Genomic DNA, 14463 nt, shown 5'->3' on the forward strand with positions numbered 1-14463 from the left:
GCGAGGAACATTCTCGCGGTCGGGCATGGCCGTCTACCTGTAGGAATCCCCGTCCTTTAGGGCGGGGAGGATGTCAAGTGTTCTACACGGTATTGGGCATCGCAATTGTCATTACCCATTCCCCTGTAATGTTCACAGGGATGAAGCTGCTAGGTGCCGCGTATCTGGTGTATCTGGGATGCAAGTCGCTCAGTAGTAAGGCCGTCTTGCAGTTTGGCACAGCGGGCGGTCCCCGCCCCTCAGCCGGCAAAGCGTTTGCCATGGGTTTTTTGACCAACGCCTTGAATCCTAAAACCATGCTGTTCGTAATCGCCACCTACAGTCAGGTCGTTCAGGCGGACAACTCACTGGCTGTCAACTTTGCATATGGTCTGTTCATGTCGGTGTCACACTGGGCTTGGTTCAGCTTGGTTGCGATATTTTTCTCAGCCGAAGCGCTGCGTCAGCGGATGCTGTCCAAACAACGTGTCATAGACAAGGTCATTGGGTCCGCCTTGATAGGCCTGGGCATCAGCCTGCTGCTGCCAGGAATGGGGCATTGATGTCAGGGGGCGAATCCCTCCCTCCCTCTCATGACTTCCGATTGCAGTGGCGGACCGGAGCTACCTCAGGCCTGATGCCTGATGGACGCCTGGCATCCGACCGGAAAGTTGACGGAGTTGGCGATGAAGCACTCGTGATGGGCCTGGTCATGCAGGCGCATGGCCAGATCGATATCTGAGTCTTTGCTGATCACCACCTGCGGCCGCAGCTGGGCCTCGCGGAAATGCCCTTTGCGCTCGCCATTCCCTTCACTCATCCACGCAACGGGCTGGTCGAGATACTCCAGCACGTTCACCTTGTTCACCGCGCAGACGTGCAGATACCAAAGTTTGTGACACGCAGAAAGCGAGGCGAGCAGCAGATCTTCCGGGTTCCAGCGTTGGGCGTCGCCGCGAAAGGCGGGATCGGCGGAGCCGAGGATGGCGGCCTTGCCGGGTGCTTCGATGACGAAGTCGCGTTGGTAGGCCGTATAGCTGGTCGTCCCGTCACCGGTATTTCCCTGCCAGCTTACGTCAACGGTGTAAGTATGTTCCTTCATAGTCCCTCGCTTACCGATGAATAAAAAAAGCGGTGTTCTTTATACCGCTTTCAGCCAACCCGCGGCGCATGTTCGGCCATCAACTCGATCATCCAATCGACAAACACCCGCACCTTGGCGCTCACATGGCGATTCGGCGGAAATGCCAAATACATCGGCATGCTCGGCATCTGCCAGTCTTCGAACAATGGCAGCAGCTCGCCGCTGGCCAGGTGTGGTTTGGCCATGTACTGCGGTAGCCAGAGCATGCCCAATCCCGCCAAGCCGGCGGCCAGGTAGGCATTGCCGTCATCGACCGTGAGTTGCGGGCGGCCCTGGGCCTCTATGCGCTCTTCACCTCGCTGCATCGAGAACGGCAGGGCTTTGCCTGTACGTGACCAGAGAAAACCGATGGTCTTGTGCCGCTCCTCTTCCAGCTCGCGAGGATGAGTCGGCAAACCGAAGCGCCGCACATAGCCTGGCGTGGCATACATGCCCAGTTGCAGATCGCCGATGTGTCTGGCCACCAGGGACTGGTCGGTGATTTCGCCGCCACGCACCACGCAGTCGATGTTCTCCCCGATGATGTCGACAATGCGATCGCTCATCCCCACGGTCAGTTGAATCTCCGGGAAACGGGTGAAAAACGTCGGCAGGGCAGGGATCAGCAGCATCCGCGCCAGCGGGCTGGGAACATCTACCCGCAGGCGCCCGCGGGGCGCCATCGAGGCGCTGGACAGGCTGGTTTCGGCGTCGTCGATGTCGGTTAGTAGGCGGACGACGCGTTCGTAGTAGGCCGCGCCGTCGGCGGTGACATTGACCTTGCGGGTGGTGCGATTGAGCAGACGCACACGCAGCCTCGCCTCCAGTTGCTGAACGAGCTGGGTCACGGTGGTCTTGCTCATGTGCAGGGTGGCTGCCGCCTTGGTGAAGCTGCCGGTTTCCACCACCCGGGCGAACGCCTGCATTGCATCGAAACGGTCCATTGCCCGGCTCATTCGTGGCTGGATTGTTTGGATTATACAAACAGTCATGACCAGCGTTGCTCGTTTATCCGCGGCGGTGGGCCTTTCTATAGTGGCTTCACCGTAATCACCGGGCCGCGATGGCCCCGCATGAGGTCTGCAATGTCCAGCAAACGCGATGTCGTTTTCCCCCCTGACCGCCACGCGCTGTACGAGCTTCACCGTTACTCGCCGGCAATTCGCTCCAATGGCTTTCTGTTCGTGTCCGGCCAGGTCGGTAGCCGCAAGGATGGCTCGGCAGAACCCGACCTGGCGACTCAGGTCCGCCTGGCCTTCGCCAACCTCAACGCGATCCTGGCCGAGGCCGGCAGCAGCTTCGAGGATGTGGTCGACACGACCATCTTCATGGTCGATCCCGATTCGAAGTTCGAGACCATCTGGGAGGTGGCGGCCGAGTCTTGGGGCGAGGCTCCCTATCCGACGGTCACTGCGGTCGGCGTGACCTGGCTGTCGGGTTTCGATTTCGAGATCAAGGTGATTGCGAAGGTGCCGTAATAGGGCGGCTGAATCTGGCTGCCGAGTGAAGGAAAGATCCATCACCGGCAGTCGTGGGACGATAGCCTCCGGTGGCTGCCCAAGCCCCGATCCTCACCGTATTTTCAAAGCCCAATCCAACGACAGCTTCCCCGCCCCCCGTGCAATCAACAGCAACAACAACCCGGCCCACGACAGATGGGTTGGCCAGGCATCGGGGTAGACGAAGATCTCGATGACCAACGTCATGCCCAGCAATGCCAATGCCGATAGCCGGGTGAACAGTCCGAGCACCAACAGCAGGGGAAACAGGTGCTCCGAATAGGTCGCAATGTGCGCGGCGAGGTAGGGCGACACCCAGGGCAGGGCGTACTCGCTCTGGAACAGGTCGTAGGTACTGGGGGTCAGGGTCAGCAAGCCTTCGACCTTGGTGCGGCCCGACAGAAAGAAGATCGACGCGATGCCCAGCCGCGCTACCAGGCACAGCACGCTGTCGACCAATAACGCCTGCACCTGCTCGGCAAGGCGGTTCCAGCGTTGCCGAAGGCCGTGGGTGGGGAGGTCGTGGTGGGTGATATCCATGGTGGCACCTCAGGCGAACGTGAGTGGACGGAAGACCTGAGCCTGCATCAGCCGGCCCAGCAGGTCGTTGAAATCAAGGTTGGGCTGGGCCTGCAAGGCCAGGGCCGAGGCTTGCTCGAGGGTGTGGCCGGTGGCGCAGGCGTCAAGGAAGGTGCAGCCGCCAATATCCAGTGGGTGGTGAGCGACGCCCTCGGTGTGGCCGCTGAACAGTGCGCCTTCGGCTTGCCAGGGCTGATCCTGCGGCCAGTCGAGGCCCTCGCGGCTGTGCCGCCACAGGCTGTAGGCCGGGTGTTCGGCGCACCAGTGCCAGCGTACGCTGGCGCGTGGCTGCAGATGGCTCTGGGTGAGATCGGCGGCGGTCATGCCGGCGAGGTCGGCCAGGGTCAGGGCCGGTTCCAGCGTGGCACTGAAGGCTTCGTTCCAGCAACGGTCGAGGCGGGCGACCGCGGCCAAGTAGAGCAACCCGTGTTCGGATTGGCCGGCTTCGAGGAAGGTCGCGAAGTCAGCGCCATAGAGGACCAGTCGTGGGTCGTCGGGCGGCGATTGTTCGGCGTACAGGGTGGCTGCGGCGCGCATCCAGTCGGGCCCGACCAGCCGCTCGATGCTCGGATAGTTGGCACACAGTGCCTCGACTGCGCCGTTGAGTACGGTATTGCGGTACACGGCGAACGCCGGTTGGGCGGTGAGCGCCGCCAGCGCCGGAGCCGGGCGCCGATACAGTGCCTCGATGAACGCGTCCTGGAACTGCCCGAGGGTGAGGTTCATGGCTGGCCTCCGGCCTGGTCGAGGACCCGCTGGGCCGTATCGCGCTCGGCCAGTAACCTATCGAAATCCGGCACGTTGCCGTCGCGCTCGATGAGTGTCGGGCGTGGTCCTATGCGCTGGATCAAATGCTGGTAAAGCGCCCACACCGGTTGCGCCACACTGGCGTCGTGCGAGTCGATCAGCAGGTCGCCTTGAACGTCTTCGCTATGCCCGGCCAGGTGAATCTCGCTGATCGCAGAGGCCGGGAAGCGGTCCAGGTAGGCGAACGCATCGAAGCCCAGGTTGTGGGCGCTGACATACACGTTGTTGACGTCCAGCAGCAGGCTGCAACCGGTGCGGCGAGTGAGTTCATGAAGAAAGTCGATCTCGTCCCAGGCATGACCGTCCAGGTGCAGGTAGTGGCTGGGGTTTTCCAAGGCGATGGTGCGCCCCAGAGCGTCCTGGGTGCGGGCGACATTACTGGCGATGCGCGCCAGGGCTTCATCGCTGCGCGGGAAGGGCAGCAGGTCCGGGTGGTACTGGCCGCGCCAGGTCGACCAGGCCAGGTGCTCGGACACCAGTGCCGGTGCGACACGCTCGACCAGTGCTCGCAGGCGGCGCAGGTGAGCCGCATCGGGCTCGGCATCCGCCGCCAGCGAGAGCGCCACGCCGTGCAGCGACAGCGGATGGCGCTGGGCCACCCGCTCCAGCCAGTCCAGGCGTGGGCCACCGACCATGTAGTTCTCCGGATGGACCTCGAACCACAGCCCTGAGGCGTTGCAGGCCAGGGCCTGGGCATAGTGCTCGGCCTTCAGGCTAAGCCCGGCGCCCATCCGCTGCACGGTAGTCATGGTCGCAGGCCTTTATCAGGACTTGATCGGGGTCAGCGAGCCCATGCCGTGCGGGGTCTTGATGGTGGTGCAGGTGCCGGCAGGGACGTTTTTCCAGGCTGCGCCGTCGTAGTCTTTCTTCGAGCTGCCTGCGCAGGTGGTGCCGGCGCCGGCTTTGCAATCGTTCTTGCCGGCCATGGCCACGCCGTAGCACTTCTCCATGGCACCCCCGGCAGGGGCGGCGGTTTCTGCGGCCAGGGTAACGCTGGCCAGGGAAGCGAGGGCCAGGGCGGCGGTGGCGAGAGTCAGGGTTTTCATGATGAAGCCTCCGAAAATGTGGGGTGGCCGAGGTGGCTTACCTGCGGCTCATGGAGTAGTTCGCGGGGGGCTTCGATCCGGTTACAGCGCACTGAAAATATTTTTGAGATTTTTCTGACGCGCCCCTACTGTAAAACCGACGAACTGACTCTCCCTGGGTGTAACCTTGGTCGCCAATGCAACGAACTAATACTCAGCAGGCGTTGAGCGCGCGCGAACACCAGCTGCAGGCGCTGCTGGTGCGCGGGCTGGCCGGTGACAGCAAGGCATACCAGGATTTCCTCGCGGCGTTGGCTGTGCACCTGCGCGGTTTTCTCAGGCGTCGTCTTGCCCAGCGTCCGGATGAAATCGAAGACCTGGTGCAGGAGGTGCTGCTGGCGGTGCACAACGCTCGGCACACCTATGACGAGCACGGCCCGCTGACGGTCTGGGTGCAGGCGATCGCTCGCTACAAGCTGGCCGATCACTTCCGTGCATATGCCCGCCGCGACGCGCTGCATGACCCACTGGGCGACGACAGCGAGTTATTCGCCGCAGGCGACGAGGCGCCCAGCGAGGCCAGCCGCGACCTTGGCCGATTGCTGGAGCGCTTGCCCGACCGCCAACGTCTGCCGATCGTCCATGTCAAGGTCAATGGGCTATCGGTGGAGGAGACCGCTCGCCTGACCGGGCTGTCCAGTTCGGCGGTGAAGGTGGGTATACACCGGGGCCTGAAGGCCCTGGCGAGCATGATTGGAGGAAGGCGTAGCGATGAAGACCGATGAGCTGATCTCTCTACTGGCCGCCGGCGAAGGCCCGGTGGACCGGCATTGCCTGGCCCGGCGCTTTGGCCTGGCTCTGTTGATCGGCGCTGTCGGCGCGGTGTTGCTGACGGTGTTGGTGTATGGCGTGCGCAGCGACTTGGCCGAAGTGGCGCGCACGCCGCTGTTCTGGGCCAAGCTGGCGCTGCCCTCGAGCCTGGCGTTGCTGGCGCTGCAGCTGTCCCGGCGCCTCGCGCGGCCGGGCAACGGCGGCGGAGCTGGCTGGTGGGCGTTGGGTGTGCCGTTGCTTCTGGTCTGGCTAGGGGCTGGTTTGAGCCTGGCGGGTGTCGCGCCCGACGCGCGGGCCGAGTTGATCCTGGGTCGCACCTGGCGCACCTGCGCGTTGAACATCGGCTTGCTCTGCGTGCCGGCCTTCATCGCTGTGTTCTGGGCGCTGCGCGGCCTGGCGCCGACCCGTCTGCGCCAGGCCGGGGCAGCGGGAGGGTTGCTGGCGGGGGCGACGGCAACCGTCGCCTACTGCCTGCATTGCCCGGAAATGGAAGTGCCGTTCTGGGGTGTCTGGTACGTCCTGGGGATGCTGATTCCGACCGCGGTGGGAGCGCTGCTCGCGCCGCGGTTGTTGCGCTGGTGAGGTGTCGCTGCGCGGACGCAACAGCGACATCTCTGTTCAGGCCAACGCCCAGCTCCCCAGGATAATGCCGCCGACGATAAGCAACACCCCACTGCACCGACGCCACCCTGCACCCAAGGGCAGCACCTTCTCCGCCAGCACCAGCAATGCCAGCCCGGCCATACCCCAGAGGCTCATCGCACCGACTACCAACAGCACCAGCATCAACGCCCAACAGCACCCCACGCAGTACAAGCCATGATGCAGCCCCAGGCGGCAGGCGCCGCCTAGCCCGGGGCGTGCATGGTGCTGGAGGAAACCCAGTGGGCTCTGGCAATGCGCCATGCACGTGGCCTTGCCCTGACCCATCTGGTACCCCCCGGCGAGCAGCAGCACCACCGCGCCGATCAGCGGCGGCAGGCGCAGGCTCATAGGATCGAGCCAGCCCAACCACTCACCCAACGCCTGCAGCGCTGTCATCAGCAAGGCGAAGCCGCCCCAGACCAGCGCATAGGTGGCGCAGAACAGCAGCAGTTTCAAGGCGCGCCCATCGTCGCGCTGCAGGCAGCGGCGGTACAGCAGAAACACCGGCAGCGCAGCCGGCAGCATCATCGCCTGCATCATCACCAGCCACATCAGCAGGGTCAGTGCGCCTTGGCTCGACCACCAGGCGGTAGGCGGCATGTGCATCTCGCCCATGGCCGCCATGGTGCTGGCCTGTTCGGCCTGCCACCACCAGGCCAGGGCGCCGAGCAGCAGGATCAGCACGCCGGTCAGCAGCGCGCCGAGTTCTGGCGTGCGCCTAGCCGCGGATGATGCCATTCGGCCCCATGTCCAGGTCGTAGAGCATGGCGTTGCGCCCGGCGTAGTCCAGCTTCACCGCCCCCGTGCAGTTGAACGTGGCACTGGCACAATCGGTTTCGCCGAACTCGAAGCCATCGGGCAGCACCAGCCTGGCCCGGTGTACCGACCCATCGACGGGGTTGCGGATCGGCTCGGCGCGGCCATCGAGCACGCCGGGTACACGGATGCTGGCAGTCAGGGCGGTGCGGTCGGTGTGCACCTCGACCGGCAGGAACTGCGGTTCGTGCAGAGTTTCGACGGTGCTGGCGAAGATCGCGAAGAAAGCCGTTGGCTCCTGCTCCTGGCCGCTGAGAATGGTCAGCAGTGCCTGGCGCTGAGCAGGGCTGGCGCGTTCATCGATAAAGGCCTGGCACTGCCCGCCACCCTCGTGGATGGGACCGGGCCAGAAGAATGTGCAGGCCACATTCAATCCGGCCAGGGGGACGTCGGCGAAGTGGCCTTCTTCGATGTGATAGCCCACCGCGGCTTCGCAGGTGCCATGGCTGGGCAGGGCATTGAATTGGCAGGGGCAACCGTAGTCGCAGTTGCAAAGATCGACGCCTTCGCCGCGTAGTCGCCAATCGACGTGGGCCATGATCGTGTCCTCGCAAATAAGCATCATCCCTAAGCTTAGTTCCGAGCCGCTCCGCTCATTTAGATGGAATCGGCATCTGCCGCCCGTTGCATAAAACGGCGATGTCGGTGTGTTTTCGCAGTCTCGGCGGTCAAGGCGAGCAGGCCCTTCAAGGCGCGCCGAAGACCATCGTCCAGTACACACCTCGGTCGCTGCGCGCGTTCTCGGCAAAGGCTGCGCCCACTTGGGTGAACATCGGGTTCATCAAGTTGGCGCAATGCCCGGGACTGGCCAGCCAACCAGCCATCGCCTTGCTCGCCGAGCCCTGGCCGGCAGCGATGTTCTCGCCGACCTGACGTCCACGGTAGCCGGCGTCCCAGGCCCGGTCCGCCGGCAGGTCACCGTCAGGGTCGCGGTGGGCGAAGAAGTTGTCGTTGGCCATCGCCCGACTGTGGCGCTTGGCCGCCGTACCCAGGGCGTTGTTCCAGGTCAGCGGGCGGGCTGCGGCAAAGCGCTGGCGACCACACAGACGCGGTTGCGCCCGCGCCGCGTTGACCTGCGCCAATAACGTACTGCCCGTGGAGCGCTGATCGCCCAGGTGCGCGTCGAGCACCGGTCGTGCCAGTACCACGCGCCATTCGTTGCGCGCGCGGCTGACGCCGATATCGGCGAATTCGCTATCGAGCAAGGCGGAGCAGTAGTCGCTTTGCAGCATGTCAAAGGCTTCTTCGGCATCTTGCGCGCCGATCAGGCGGATGGCCCGTACTTTTACCGCTTGATAGCCGGCGGCCTTCAGGCCTTGGCGCAAACCACCGTCGTAGCGCACCGGCAATGCCAGGCTCGACTTCAGCGCCAGCGGCGTCGAAACCCGTATTACCCGGTGCTCACAGCGTTGTGGCTGGGCGCGGTAGTGGTTGATGGCCGACACCAGTTGCCGTTCCCCGTTGGCATGGGCGAGGTTGGCGAACAGGGTGACTACGGGAACGAGGCAGAGCGAGACGAACGAAGGGCGCAAGGCGACGTGGCGCATGGGGCGGACAGCTCGGTTGAATGACGGCGAAAGTGCCGATTAAAGGGCCCGGCTAAGACTGCGCGCCTCGATACTGGTTCACGGGTGACGTGCATGATTTCTCTGTTTTCAGTTACCCCGTCCTTGGTTGACCGATCGGGGGCGGGGTTTTAGCCTTCGCGGGCCTGAATCGCTAAAGTCTCTGGCCAACCGGCCGAAGAGGCTCATTACTTCTTCATGGATGAATTCGATGCTCCGTTCTCTTTTCACCGGCGTTGCCTTGCTCGCCGCCGGCGTTACTTGCACTGTGCAAGCCCAGACCGTCACCACCCCCGAACAGCTGATGACAGCGTTTTCGCGCTGCGATGCGCAGTTCTTCCAGCGCTTGAGCGATGTGCGTCTGCCAGAAGGTACCTTGCGACTGAGCGACTATGGCTCGGTCAAGGCGCCGATCATCATGAGCCCACTGCAAGAAGGCGGCACTTACCAGCACTTCGAAACACCATTGACCGTCAATGGTGTGCGCATGGTCGGCTATTACAACCAGGCCCAGACCATCCAGGGGGCGGGTAATTTTCTGTTCTGGGGCTTCGTCGCCGACGGCTCGCCACAAGAGGTGGCTGCAAAGCTCAAGCCGCTGATCGTCGATAACGAGCGATTCGTCAGTCAGGGGAAGACCTTCATTCGTGCAGAAATTCGCCGCGTCGGTGACCCGATCGACCAATGGCGCACCGAAGGACTGACCGGCCCAGGGGTCGCTACACCGTTCGGATACGTGGACCGCGTGTTGATCGTCGACGCCGGCGACAAGAGCGCTCCGCTGGCCGGGCACACCACTGTGTTCTGCTCGCTGCAAGGAACGGTGACAGCGCCACTGCTCCAGGTCTACCGCCCGGACCTCAACGCACATCTGCTCGATTGACAAGGATGACTACCGTGAATACTCGCTGGCCCACACTGATCACCTGTTCCGTCATCCTCGCCGGCTGTGCAGGCCTGCAGGATCCGCAAAAAGCCGATCTTGCTCACTGCTCCAAGCAATTCAAGGCGTCCAGAGCAGGCAACTACCCGCTGGTGTTGCAGGAGGGGGATCTTTGCCTGCAGAAAAATACGCTGCCCGCTTCGCTGAAGCATGTGGTCTATGCGGTGCAGGCTGACGCCTACAGCAAGCTCAAGCGCTTCGATGAAGCCGTGGCAGCCCAGGAGCAAGCCCTGCAACTATCGGGCAAGCCGGATCCCCGCGGGAACCTCGACCTGAGCGCCATGTATCGCGACGCAGGCAAACCGGAAAAAGCCCTGCAATTGGTGCAATACAACCTCGACAATGGCTTGGGCGAGGCGGGCAAAGGGTCCGGCTTCAACATGCCGACCTACTACCACCTCGGGCTGGCGCTGACCGACCTGGGACAGTATCGAGAGGCCGCAGAGGCCTTCAGTACCGGCCTGTTGCGCCAGCCTGACTATGCCTGGGCTTACTATGCCCGTGGTGTCGCCTATGACCATCTGGGGGCCAAGGACGATGCCAAGGCTGACTTCACCCAATTCTCGCAGAGGGTGGATAAGCAGTTCGTGCGCGAGAAGCAACTGGCCAAGCTCGCTGAGTATCGGATCAGCCTGCCGTAGTGGGTTGAAGTCTACTTTCCCAGACCTCGTTGCAAGCCCTGGGAAGTGCTTCTCGGGCCACTTGCTGGATTGGCGCATGACCTATGGCCTGCGCCAATCGCTTGCCGCGATCCGGCCTCTCTGGAAGCAATCAATCAGCTGAAGGCAACCGCCCGAATGGCACGATGGAGCGAGGCGGAATTGCCTGGTTCAACCCCCGTCGCCAATATCCCACGTCATGCCAGCGCCCGTGCTTGAAGCCGACTTCCGGATACGTCCCTATGTGCATGAACCCCAGCGCCTCATGCAGCCCCACGCTACCCTCGTTGGGCAACGCGATGCCCGCATGGGCAGCGTGAAAACCTTGCTGCTCCAGAACCGCCAGCAGGTGTTGATACAGCGCCCTGCCGACGCCACTGCGCTGTGCGTTGGCGGCGATATACACCGTGACATCCACCGACCACTGGTAAGCCTCCCTAGCACGATGTTGGCTGGCATAGGCATAGCCGACCACCAGTCCATCCCGCTCCGCCACCAGGTAGGGATACAACGGCAATGTGGCTTCGATACGCCGGGCCATTTCCGCTACCGAAGGCGGCTCCAGTTCAAAGGAGATCGCCGTATCCCGCACCACGGGGGCGTAGATGGCCTGGATGGCGGCGGCGTCCGTGGGCGCCGCGACTCGGATGCTGGTCATGGGGGCTCCGTAAGGCTGGATGGACCTCTGGTTGATGCACATCTCAGAGAGGCGGGGTCTTTGGCGTTGACTGATGAACAGAGTCTGTCCTAATGCCCGCCAGCTAAGCAATTGGGGCCGCTTTGCGACCCTTCGTGGGCAAGCCCGCTCCCACAGGTTTGGCGCTAAGTCCAGAACTGCAACGCTTCCCTGCACAACTTAAGTTGGTTTTACAGATATCCGCATGGCTGGCACTCGTTGGCTTCGCTTGGATGTGTGTGACCTACGGGTTCATCACAATGTGAACAGACTTGGACGTTGGTCTTGGGCGCCCCTACAGGCTACAGCGACCGCTGATTCACCCGCTTCGACAACGCTTCGGCACTTTCCTTGCGCTCCGAGTAGCGGTCCACCAGGTACGCTTCGCGGCCCCGTACCAGCAGGGTGAACTTCATCAGTTCTTCCATCACGTCGACCACCCGATCGTAATACGACGAAGGCTTCATCCGTCCGTGCTCGTCGAACTCCAGGAATGCCTTGGGCACCGACGACTGGTTGGGGATCGTGACCATGCGCATCCAGCGGCCCAGCACGCGCAGCTGGTTGACCGTGTTGAACGACTGCGAGCCGCCACACACCTGCATCACCGCCAGGGTCTTGCCCTGGGAGGGGCGCACCGCGCCCAGCGCCAAGGGGATCCAGTCGATCTGCGCCTTGAACACCGCAGACATCGCGCCATGGCGCTCCGGCGAACACCACACCTGGCCTTCGGACCACATCACCAGGTCGCGCAATTGTTGCACCTTCGGATGGTCTACCGGCGCGTCATCGGGCAGCGGCAGGCCGGAGGGGTCGAAGATGATCGTCTCGGCACCCATGAGCTCCAGGATACGCGCTGCCTCCTGGGTGAGCAGGCGGCTGAACGAGCGCTCACGGGTCGATCCGTAGAGCAGCAGGATCCGTGGTTTGTGGGCCGGCGGGGTGTGCTGGGCGAGCTTTTCCAGGCTCGGCGCATCGAACAGATCCAGGTCCAGGCCTGGCAGGTCCTGGGGCGCTTGGGGGGTGAAATCGGTCATCAGAGTTCTCCAATTCGATCGAGCGCGTGCTTGAGTTCGCTGGTGCTGAGCGCGCTGTGGTCGAGGGCGAAGAAAGCGGCGAAGCGCTTGCGGATATGGGCCACGGTGGCGTCGAAGGCCGCCTGGATTTCCTCGTCGCTGCCTTGCACTTCCGAGGGATCGGACAGGCCCCAGTGGCTCTTCACCGATGGCCCGAAGAACACCGGGCAAGGCTCGCCATTGGCCTTGTCGCACACGGTGATGATGATGTCCGGCGGGTTGTCCTGGAAGTGCTCTGACCCCTTGCTGTACAGCGTCGAGGTATCCACGCCGAGGCCATTAAGCGTGCTGACGGCGCGTGGATTCAGGCGTCCGCTGGGGAAGCTGCCGGAGCTCACCGCACTCATGCCGGCAGGAGCGAGGTGGTTGAACAGGCCCTCGGAGAGCACGCTGCGGCAACTGTTGGCGGTACACATGAACAAGACTTTCATGCAGGGCTCCTAGGCACTGATGCTCAGACGCACGGCCAGGGCGGCCAGGGTCACGAGCAGGATCGGAAGGGTCAGCAGGGTGCCCACCTTGAAGTAGTAACCCCAGGTGATGCGGATGTTCTTCTGCGCCAGCACGTGCAGCCACAACAGGGTGGCAAGGCTACCGATCGGCGTGAATTTCGGGCCCAGGTCGCAGCCAATGACGTTGGCGTACACCATCGCCTGATGGACCACACCGGTGGCTTCGCTGCCCTGGATCGAGAGCGCGCCGATGAGCACGCTGGGCATGTTGTTCATCACCGAGGACAACAGCGCCGCGGCGAAACCCGTGCCCAGGGTGGCGGCCCACAGGCCTTGCCCGGCGAACACATCGAGCAGGGCGGTGAGGGCGTCGGTCAGCCCGGCATTGCGCAGGCCATAGACCACCAGGTACATGCCCAGGGAGAACACCACCACCTGCCAGGGCGCATGCTTGATGACCTTGCGGGTCGAAATGACGTGTCCACGCCCGGCGATCACCAGCAGGATCAGCGCGCATACCGCCGCGATCACGCTGATGGGAATGCCCATGGGCTCCAGCGCGAACAGCCCGAACAGCAGCAGCGTCAGAACCCACCAGCCGGCAAGAAAGGTGGCCGGATCGCGGATGGCGCGCTTGGGTTCGGCCAACTGGTGCGGGTTGTACTGGGCGGGGATGTCCTTCCTGTAGAACAGCCAGAGCATCAGCAGGGTGGCCGCGACGCTCACCAGGTTCACCGGCCACATCACCGAGGCGTACTCGCCGAAGCCCACGCCGAAGAAGTCGGCGGAAACGATGTTCACCAGGTTGGACACGACCATCGGCAGGCTGGCGGTGTCGGCGATGAAGCCGGCGGCCATGACGAAGGCGAGGGTAGCAGCAGGGCTGAAGCGCAGGGCGGTGAGCATGGCGATGACGATAGGCGTGAGGATCAGCGCCGCACCATCGTTGGCGAACAGAGCCGATACCGCAGCGCCGAGCAGCACCATCAGGGCGAACAGCCGCCCGCCGTGGCCCCGCCCCCAGCGAGCCATATGCAAGGCCGCCCACTCGAAGAAGCCGGCCTCATCGAGCAACAGGCTGATGATGATGACCGCGATGAAGGTGGCTGTGGCGTTCCACACGATGTGCCAGACCACAGGCACATCGCCGAGGCTGACCACGCCGGTGAGCAGCGCCAGGATCGCCCCGGCAGCAGCGCTCCAACCCACGCCGAGCCCTTTGGGCTGCCAGATGACCAGGGTGAGCGTGAAGATGAAAATCAGAGCAGCAATAAGCATGGGTGCACCTCAGCAGCACGAAACCTGGCGCACCGGGCGCCCTTCCATGGAGGCAAGGCGCGCTTGGTCGCCGTGCACCCAATTGCGATGTGCCTCGAGCGTGGCCTGGAGCACGTTGCTGATCCACTCGGGCAGTTCCGGATGCAGCCGGTAGTAGATCCACTGGCCCTGACGGCGATCCTCCAGCAGTCCGCAGGCGCGAAGCTGGGCCAGGTGGCGGGAGACTTTCGGCTGGTTGTCATCGAGTGCCCAGATCAGCTCGCACACGCACAATTCGCCTTCGGCGAACAGCATCAGCATGATCCGCGCCCGGGTTTCATCACCGAGGCACTTGAACACAGCGGGAGGGGAGAGGGGCATGGTGGGGCTCTATGTTCGTAAGTTCGTATATGCGAATTAACGCATATATTATGTGCGATGGGAACGCTGCCTGTTCAAGTCAGTGTGAACACTTCGACTCGGTCCGGTCGACCAGCCTGATGTCGACCGAGACGACTTTCAAGCCGAAGT

20 protein-coding genes are annotated in these 14463 nt (G+C 63.2%); 6 read left to right on the forward strand and 14 right to left on the reverse strand.

All coding sequences use genetic code 11. From position 1 onward, the window contains the following. Nucleotides 1–77: 77 nt before the first annotated feature. Nucleotides 78–542 carry a LysE family translocator gene (locus KY379_RS08060; protein WP_261239674.1) on the forward strand — a complete coding sequence of 155 codons (465 nt, stop codon included), beginning with the start codon at nucleotides 78–80 and terminating at the stop codon, nucleotides 540–542. Nucleotides 543–607: 65 nt separating this feature from the next. On the opposite strand, the gene KY379_RS08065 is transcribed toward KY379_RS08060, so the two are convergent. Continuing rightward, nucleotides 608–1081 carry an OsmC family protein gene (locus KY379_RS08065; protein WP_261239672.1) on the reverse strand — a complete coding sequence of 158 codons (474 nt, stop codon included), beginning with the start codon at nucleotides 1079–1081 and terminating at the stop codon, nucleotides 608–610. A gap of 50 nt (nucleotides 1082–1131) precedes the next feature. Then, nucleotides 1132–2046 (reverse strand): LysR family transcriptional regulator, encoded by a 915-nt coding sequence (locus tag KY379_RS08070; protein WP_261239671.1) that lies wholly within the window; start codon nucleotides 2044–2046, stop codon nucleotides 1132–1134. Nucleotides 2047–2187: 141 nt separating this feature from the next. Here KY379_RS08070 and KY379_RS08075 point away from each other — a divergent pair, with 141 nt between their 5' ends. Next, nucleotides 2188–2580, forward strand: a complete 393-nt coding sequence (locus KY379_RS08075; protein WP_261239670.1) for a RidA family protein — start codon at nucleotides 2188–2190, stop codon at nucleotides 2578–2580. Nucleotides 2581–2673: 93 nt separating this feature from the next. Here KY379_RS08075 and KY379_RS08080 read toward each other — a convergent pair whose 3' ends face one another. From KY379_RS08080 to KY379_RS08095, 4 genes are read right to left on the reverse strand one after another with little or no spacing between them, the layout of a single operon-like run. Continuing rightward, a complete protein-coding gene (locus tag KY379_RS08080) occupies nucleotides 2674–3141 on the reverse strand; it encodes a DoxX family protein (RefSeq protein ID WP_133329594.1) in 468 nt (155 codons plus the stop codon). 9 nt (nucleotides 3142–3150) lie between these two features. Then, a complete protein-coding gene (locus KY379_RS08085; protein ID WP_261239669.1) occupies nucleotides 3151–3906 on the reverse strand; it encodes a DNA-binding domain-containing protein in 756 nt (251 codons plus the stop codon). After that, the gene (locus KY379_RS08090) at nucleotides 3903–4736 is read right to left on the reverse strand and encodes a DUF692 domain-containing protein (protein WP_409977267.1); all 834 of its coding nucleotides are present in this window, start codon (nucleotides 4734–4736) and stop codon (nucleotides 3903–3905) included. Before KY379_RS08090 ends, KY379_RS08085 begins: the two co-directional genes overlap by 4 nt. 15 nt (nucleotides 4737–4751) lie before the next feature. Then, the gene (locus KY379_RS08095) at nucleotides 4752–5033 is read right to left on the reverse strand and encodes a DUF2282 domain-containing protein (RefSeq protein ID WP_133329598.1); all 282 of its coding nucleotides are present in this window, start codon (nucleotides 5031–5033) and stop codon (nucleotides 4752–4754) included. A gap of 176 nt (nucleotides 5034–5209) precedes the next feature. On the opposite strand from KY379_RS08095, the gene KY379_RS08100 reads away from it, so the two are divergent. Together KY379_RS08100 and KY379_RS08105 are read left to right on the forward strand one after the other, a co-directional pair. Further along, a complete protein-coding gene (locus KY379_RS08100; protein WP_133329600.1) occupies nucleotides 5210–5797 on the forward strand; it encodes a sigma-70 family RNA polymerase sigma factor in 588 nt (195 codons plus the stop codon). Then, complete coding sequence (locus KY379_RS08105) at nucleotides 5784–6425, forward strand: DUF1109 domain-containing protein (protein WP_133329602.1); 642 nt, start codon at nucleotides 5784–5786, stop codon at nucleotides 6423–6425. The genes KY379_RS08100 and KY379_RS08105 overlap by 14 nt, the downstream gene beginning before the upstream one ends. A gap of 36 nt (nucleotides 6426–6461) precedes the next feature. Here KY379_RS08105 and KY379_RS08110 read toward each other — a convergent pair whose 3' ends face one another. From KY379_RS08110 to KY379_RS08120, 3 genes are all read right to left on the reverse strand, one after another. Further along, the gene (locus tag KY379_RS08110) at nucleotides 6462–7226 is read right to left on the reverse strand and encodes a DUF2182 domain-containing protein (RefSeq protein WP_261239667.1); all 765 of its coding nucleotides are present in this window, start codon (nucleotides 7224–7226) and stop codon (nucleotides 6462–6464) included. Continuing rightward, nucleotides 7207–7842: a DUF1326 domain-containing protein gene (locus KY379_RS08115; protein WP_261239666.1), complete on the reverse strand. Its 636-nt coding sequence runs from the start codon at nucleotides 7840–7842 to the stop codon at nucleotides 7207–7209. The genes KY379_RS08110 and KY379_RS08115 overlap by 20 nt, the downstream gene beginning before the upstream one ends. A gap of 148 nt (nucleotides 7843–7990) precedes the next feature. Beyond that, on the reverse strand, nucleotides 7991–8851 hold the full coding sequence (locus KY379_RS08120) for a CAP domain-containing protein (RefSeq protein WP_261239665.1): 861 nt from the start codon (nucleotides 8849–8851) through the stop codon (nucleotides 7991–7993). A 229-nt stretch (nucleotides 8852–9080) separates the two neighbouring features. On the opposite strand from KY379_RS08120, the gene KY379_RS08125 reads away from it, so the two are divergent. Then, nucleotides 9081–9752, forward strand: a complete 672-nt coding sequence (locus KY379_RS08125) for a hypothetical protein (protein ID WP_243744072.1) — start codon at nucleotides 9081–9083, stop codon at nucleotides 9750–9752. Between the two features lie 5 nt (nucleotides 9753–9757). Then, the gene (locus tag KY379_RS08130; RefSeq protein ID WP_261239664.1) at nucleotides 9758–10453 is read left to right on the forward strand and encodes a tetratricopeptide repeat protein; all 696 of its coding nucleotides are present in this window, start codon (nucleotides 9758–9760) and stop codon (nucleotides 10451–10453) included. A gap of 130 nt (nucleotides 10454–10583) precedes the next feature. On the opposite strand, the gene KY379_RS08135 is transcribed toward KY379_RS08130, so the two are convergent. The 5 genes from KY379_RS08135 to KY379_RS08155 all read right to left on the reverse strand — a co-directional run bounded on the left by KY379_RS08135 (nucleotide 10584) and on the right by KY379_RS08155 (nucleotide 14313). After that, complete coding sequence (locus tag KY379_RS08135) at nucleotides 10584–11129, reverse strand: arsinothricin resistance N-acetyltransferase ArsN1 family B (protein WP_261239663.1); 546 nt, start codon at nucleotides 11127–11129, stop codon at nucleotides 10584–10586. 320 nt (nucleotides 11130–11449) lie between these two features. Further along, nucleotides 11450–12184: an arsenical resistance protein ArsH gene (gene arsH / locus KY379_RS08140; protein ID WP_261239662.1), complete on the reverse strand. Its 735-nt coding sequence runs from the start codon at nucleotides 12182–12184 to the stop codon at nucleotides 11450–11452. Next, nucleotides 12184–12654, reverse strand: coding sequence for an arsenate reductase ArsC (locus tag KY379_RS08145; RefSeq protein ID WP_261239661.1), 471 nt, complete (start codon nucleotides 12652–12654; stop codon nucleotides 12184–12186). The genes arsH and KY379_RS08145 overlap by 1 nt, the downstream gene beginning before the upstream one ends. Before the next feature lie 9 nt (nucleotides 12655–12663). Further along, nucleotides 12664–13953 (reverse strand): arsenic transporter, encoded by a 1290-nt coding sequence (locus tag KY379_RS08150; protein WP_261239660.1) that lies wholly within the window; start codon nucleotides 13951–13953, stop codon nucleotides 12664–12666. A 9-nt stretch (nucleotides 13954–13962) separates the two neighbouring features. Then, nucleotides 13963–14313, reverse strand: coding sequence for a metalloregulator ArsR/SmtB family transcription factor (locus KY379_RS08155; protein ID WP_261239659.1), 351 nt, complete (start codon nucleotides 14311–14313; stop codon nucleotides 13963–13965). Nucleotides 14314–14463 lie beyond the last annotated feature (150 nt).

Source organism: Pseudomonas sp. HD6422, from assembly GCF_025377065.1.
Classification (GTDB): domain Bacteria; phylum Pseudomonadota; class Gammaproteobacteria; order Pseudomonadales; family Pseudomonadaceae; genus Aquipseudomonas; species Aquipseudomonas putida_U.

Coding starts and splice junctions, on each gene's coding strand:
- KY379_RS08105 (WP_133329602.1), top strand. CDS start 5,784: ATGAAGACCGATGAGCTGATCTCTCTACTGGCCGCCGGCGAAGGCCCG.
- KY379_RS08120 (WP_261239665.1), bottom strand. CDS start 8,851: ATGCGCCACGTCGCCTTGCGCCCTTCGTTCGTCTCGCTCTGCCTCGTT.
- KY379_RS08075 (WP_261239670.1), top strand. CDS start 2,188: ATGTCCAGCAAACGCGATGTCGTTTTCCCCCCTGACCGCCACGCGCTG.
- KY379_RS08125 (WP_243744072.1), top strand. CDS start 9,081: ATGCTCCGTTCTCTTTTCACCGGCGTTGCCTTGCTCGCCGCCGGCGTT.
- KY379_RS08095 (WP_133329598.1), bottom strand. CDS start 5,033: ATGAAAACCCTGACTCTCGCCACCGCCGCCCTGGCCCTCGCTTCCCTG.
- arsH (WP_261239662.1), bottom strand. CDS start 12,184: ATGACCGATTTCACCCCCCAAGCGCCCCAGGACCTGCCAGGCCTGGAC.
- KY379_RS08155 (WP_261239659.1), bottom strand. CDS start 14,313: ATGCCCCTCTCCCCTCCCGCTGTGTTCAAGTGCCTCGGTGATGAAACC.
- KY379_RS08065 (WP_261239672.1), bottom strand. CDS start 1,081: ATGAAGGAACATACTTACACCGTTGACGTAAGCTGGCAGGGAAATACC.
- KY379_RS08130 (WP_261239664.1), top strand. CDS start 9,758: ATGACTACCGTGAATACTCGCTGGCCCACACTGATCACCTGTTCCGTC.
- KY379_RS08135 (WP_261239663.1), bottom strand. CDS start 11,129: ATGACCAGCATCCGAGTCGCGGCGCCCACGGACGCCGCCGCCATCCAG.
- KY379_RS08115 (WP_261239666.1), bottom strand. CDS start 7,842: ATGGCCCACGTCGATTGGCGACTACGCGGCGAAGGCGTCGATCTTTGC.
- KY379_RS08090 (WP_409977267.1), bottom strand. CDS start 4,736: ATGACTACCGTGCAGCGGATGGGCGCCGGGCTTAGCCTGAAGGCCGAG.
- KY379_RS08080 (WP_133329594.1), bottom strand. CDS start 3,141: ATGGATATCACCCACCACGACCTCCCCACCCACGGCCTTCGGCAACGC.
- KY379_RS08150 (WP_261239660.1), bottom strand. CDS start 13,953: ATGCTTATTGCTGCTCTGATTTTCATCTTCACGCTCACCCTGGTCATC.
- KY379_RS08085 (WP_261239669.1), bottom strand. CDS start 3,906: ATGAACCTCACCCTCGGGCAGTTCCAGGACGCGTTCATCGAGGCACTG.
- KY379_RS08100 (WP_133329600.1), top strand. CDS start 5,210: ATGCAACGAACTAATACTCAGCAGGCGTTGAGCGCGCGCGAACACCAG.
- KY379_RS08070 (WP_261239671.1), bottom strand. CDS start 2,046: ATGGACCGTTTCGATGCAATGCAGGCGTTCGCCCGGGTGGTGGAAACC.
- KY379_RS08145 (WP_261239661.1), bottom strand. CDS start 12,654: ATGAAAGTCTTGTTCATGTGTACCGCCAACAGTTGCCGCAGCGTGCTC.
- KY379_RS08110 (WP_261239667.1), bottom strand. CDS start 7,226: ATGGCATCATCCGCGGCTAGGCGCACGCCAGAACTCGGCGCGCTGCTG.